The following is a 4,075-nucleotide window of genomic DNA, read 5'->3' on the forward strand; positions in this document are numbered from 1 at the left end:
GCTTACCGACCAAAATAGCGGTTTGAGTTGAACCAATTTCCCGGGCTGGATAACCAGCAATGGTTTGACCACTTTGCTGATATTTGGCAGCAGTGGTAGGAGTGCTGCTGGTATCAGAAATTGAGAGAACTGCCACCTCAGTGCCATCTTTCTTCAACTTGGCTTGAGCAAAGCCTTTTTTCTCCTGGGTATAGACTCGTTGATAACCGCCGCCTGATGGTGGGAAAAACTTGTTGAATTGAGACCCTTGAGTGGCATTCTTGGTAACAGCCTGACCACTTCTAGCCTGGCTGCTGGCCTGTTGTGCCTGGTCAAAACGAGAGGGCGCTTTTTGAGCGCAGGATGTTACCAGCAATACTATGCTGAGTAACATGGTCGCTAAAATTGCCTTTACACGAGACATGGTCATCGTTTTCTCCTTGAATGATGTATGCTGCTTATTTAGCGAGACTATCTAGGGGAAACCTTACCAAAGCTATCTACAGGTGCGCGCCCGTTCGCGCCCCGGGTCGGCTTTGCCGATAAGCCGCGACCCAAGGCCGGGTTCCCTAGCCATTGGAAAGCGCGCAAAGACCGAATTTAATTCTTAACGCGGAAAGCGCACCTAATCCGGAAAGCGCACTTAACAAAGATTTCCCAAGTGCCCCATGGCTTGGTCAAATAGGTAACCAGTAACAATATCCCACTCTAGGCATAAAACCACTACCCCCTTCTGGTCTTGAGCAACTGGTCACAACGTTCTGCCAAGGTGTACTCCCTGCTTTGTAGACGAAGTCCAAAGCTGAAACACCTGCCAAAGCCATCCTAGAAAATTGTAGTCAATACTTTGCAAAATGGGGAATAGGGAATAGGGAATAGGGAATAGGGAATAGGGAGCAGCGGATCTGGGCATAGGGAACAGCGGATCTGGGCATAGTTATAGCGCTACGCTTAGCGTCAGAAGTTATAAGTCAGAAGTCAAAAATAAGCTAGGACTAAGTTTCGGAGTTTAGAAGCGATGCAGCGCGGTCTTGGGGAGGCAGCGCGGTCTTGGGGGTTTCCCCCATGAGCGACTGCCGTGGTTTCCCCCACTCGCGCTTTGCATCAAGACAATGTCAAACATCTGAATGGGTAGTGCTATAAAAAATTATGTGTACCTTATAGCTATGAAAAACTCTATACAATTCGACGCAGCTTGAAAAGGATATTACTTATTTTTTTTGTAAATCGACTTTCGCAATTTTATCATGACTTTTAATTAAGATTTAATTCCTCTGACATCCGTAAAAATTCTGAAACAAAAAAAAACTAGTTTACACTCAATTGCGGGATTGCACCCATGAAAAATAGTGTTTTTTTAGATAATAATAGAATTATTGGTAAATTCAATTATCAGTTGATATCACAAACTAGTCGTCATAGTTTGCTAATCATACGACCATTACCAATGAGTAATTACTAATTACTAATTACTCATTGGTAATTAGAAAAAGGGAGGATTTATTAGTTGTAGCCATAATCATAATTGGCATAAAGATTCTTGCTGTAGCTCTTTCAAACCCTTTAGAAATGCACAATTTTAATATTTTATCAAGGTAGATTATGTTAATTTTTGTTACAAAAACTGTCATCCAGGCGTAAAATATGGAATTGAAGCCGAATAAATAGTTATAGGCTTAAAATCCCTGATTGGGCATTGTGCACAACCCACCTGACTTGACAATGGTCTTGAGTTCTCAGTGCTAAAGCCAATAAATCATCAATAAACAAATTTGGTGAGTCTACACCCGGCTAGCAACATCTACTAGAGATTATGCGAATCCTAATATATTCTTACAACTATCATCCAGAGCCAATTGGGATTGCCCCCTTGATGACTGAACTAGCAGAAGGGTTGGTCAAAAGAGGGCATGATGTTCGGGTCATTACTGCGATGCCCAACTATCCTCAACGTCAAATTTATGAGGGATATCGACGGAAATTGTATCTTACCGAACACATTAACGGTGTGATTGTAGATCGCTGTTATGTGCGGATTCGCCCAAAACCAAATTTGATCGACCGATTATTGCTAGAGGGCAGCTTTGTTGCTACCAGCTTCCTCAAGGCTCTGATTTATCCTCGCCCTGATATTATTATTTTAACTAGTCCACCACTGCTAGTTTCCCTACCAGCTGCGATTTTGGGGTGGATACACCGAACGCCAGTAATTCTAAATCTTCAAGACATTTTGCCAGAAGCTGCGATTAAAGTAGGCTTACTGAGCAACCAACCTCTAATCCGTGCATTAGAGGTTGTAGAAAGGTTTGCTTACCGCACAGTCACCAAAATCAGTGTTATTGCTGATGGCTTTACCGATAACTTGCGCAGCAAAGGTGTGCCCAGCTCTAAAATTGTCAAGATTCCCAATTGGGTTGATGTTAATTTCATCCGTCCTTTACCAAAAGAAAACAACTCCTTTCGCACTGCCCATAACCTTAATGGTAAGTTCGTTATACTCTACTCTGGTAATATTGCCCTCACTCAAGGTTTAGAAACTCTGATTAAGGCAGCATCTAGGGTAAATCACATTCGAGATATTGTGATTGTGATCGTCGGAGAAGAGAAAGCCTTAGGCCGACTAAAGCAGTGCTGTAGGAATTGGAACGCCAATAATGTTAAGCTACTACCATTTCAACCTCGGGAAAAACTACCGGAAATGCTAGCAGCAGCGGATGTGGGGTTGGTGATACAAAAGCAGAATGTAATTTCGTTTAATATGCCCTCCAAAATCCAAGTACTGCTAGCTAGTGGTCGCCCCATCCTAGCTTCTGTTCCTGCTAATGGTACGGCTGCCAGAGCTGTCAAAAAAAGCGGCGGTGGCATTGTTGTTCCCCCAGAGGATCCAGAAACTCTAGCAGCAACAATCTTAGAGTTGTATAACGATCCCGCAACAGTTACATTACTGGGCAACAGAAGTAGACAACATGCTCTTCAATATTATTCCTTCGATCAAGCTCTCAACCGTTACGAAGAACTCTTTTCTGACATTCAAAAGAAGCGGTTACTGGCAGCGGTTCAGAAGTCTTGATCAATCCCTTTTACTAATTAGGGAGTAGGGAGTAGGGAGTAGCTCACAGGGGTAGGTTTTTAACAAAGACGTGAGGTGTGGGGTGTAGGGGGTGGGGTGTAGGGTGTGGGGGATAAGAAAATATACTTAATTTGTCGTTAAAAATCATCATTGTCTTGATGCAGCGCGAGTGGGGGAAACCCCCTTTGGCGGCGCTGCATCGCTTCTTCGTTGTTTTCCTTTTCCTCTCCCTGTGATCCGCCCCCGACCGGTCGGGGATTGGGGGTGGGTTTGACCCAAATGTAAAAAACCTACCCCTGTGAGGTAGGGAGTAGGGAGTAGGCAATAGGCATGCTAGCAATAGGCAATAGGGAAAAAATCTTGTGTACCTCTTGAGAGGTACACAAGTTGTGGATGTTAGGGCAGAAGGAATAGCGATGCAGTGCTACTCCCGACTCCCGACTCCCGACTCCCAACTCCCGACTCCCGACTCCCGACTCCCTAAAATCAGATTTTCTGCTCAGGAATTACCACCGACCATACCTATCCATACCCCACGCCCCTCCAGATTTCACAGGTATTTTAGTCTCTGCAACTTGTACAAAAAACTGCTCATGATGCTTCCAGCTAATCTCTCCATGCCACGCTTTAATTAGAGCTTGCTCAACAACCCGAGGAAGTTCCCACCATGATAGGTTTTCCTGTAATAGCAATTTTTTAAGTCGCTTTAAGGCTTGCTGAGATGCTGGATCTTTAGAATCAAATAAAGGAGTTGCCAGTCGAATCGGATCCTTTTGAACAGCACTGATTGACCGACTCACCACTATACTAATTTGCTTAGCTAACTCCTTCATCCCTCGTTGTTTTTGGTACTTCCAACCTTTTTCACTGGAAGCATACAAGGGTGGGAGGCGATTGAGAGCATAGGTCGCTACTTCGATCGGATTAATACTTTTAGCTATCTCCGGTGACAGTTGCTGTAGTCGTCGCTCGATTTCTTCTTCAACGAGGATTTCCATAACATTTTGATAGGCTTGAGTTCTTTGC

Annotated in this window: 4 protein-coding genes; 1 reads left to right on the forward strand and 3 read right to left on the reverse strand. The window is 44.0% G+C overall.

The features are described from left to right. Positions 1–409: hypothetical protein (locus F6K57_RS38470; protein ID WP_293073815.1), on the reverse strand; the 409-nt coding region annotated here is incomplete at its 3' end. A 1,383-nt stretch (positions 410–1,792) separates the two neighbouring features. On the opposite strand from F6K57_RS38470, the gene F6K57_RS38475 reads away from it, so the two are divergent. After that, positions 1,793–3,049 carry a glycosyltransferase family 4 protein gene (locus tag F6K57_RS38475; RefSeq protein WP_293073818.1) on the forward strand — a complete coding sequence of 419 codons (1,257 nt, stop codon included), beginning with the start codon at positions 1,793–1,795 and terminating at the stop codon, positions 3,047–3,049. 290 nt (positions 3,050–3,339) lie between these two features. On the opposite strand, the gene F6K57_RS38480 is transcribed toward F6K57_RS38475, so the two are convergent. Together F6K57_RS38480 and F6K57_RS38485 are read right to left on the reverse strand one after the other, a co-directional pair. Further along, positions 3,340–3,504, reverse strand: coding sequence for a hypothetical protein (locus F6K57_RS38480; protein WP_293073821.1), 165 nt, complete (start codon positions 3,502–3,504; stop codon positions 3,340–3,342). Positions 3,505–3,555: 51 nt separating this feature from the next. Further along, positions 3,556–4,075, reverse strand: a 520-nt coding sequence (locus tag F6K57_RS38485) for a late competence development ComFB family protein (protein WP_293073823.1), incomplete at its 5' end; no start/stop codon positions are given.

This window comes from Moorena sp. SIO4A5, assembly GCF_010672005.1.
GTDB lineage: Bacteria > Cyanobacteriota > Cyanobacteriia > Cyanobacteriales > Coleofasciculaceae > Moorena.

Bases quoted from the DNA above. Each gene is read 5' to 3' on its own strand.
- F6K57_RS38475 (WP_293073818.1), top strand. From the start codon at position 1,793: ATGCGAATCCTAATATATTCTTACAACTATCATCCAGAGCCAATTGGG.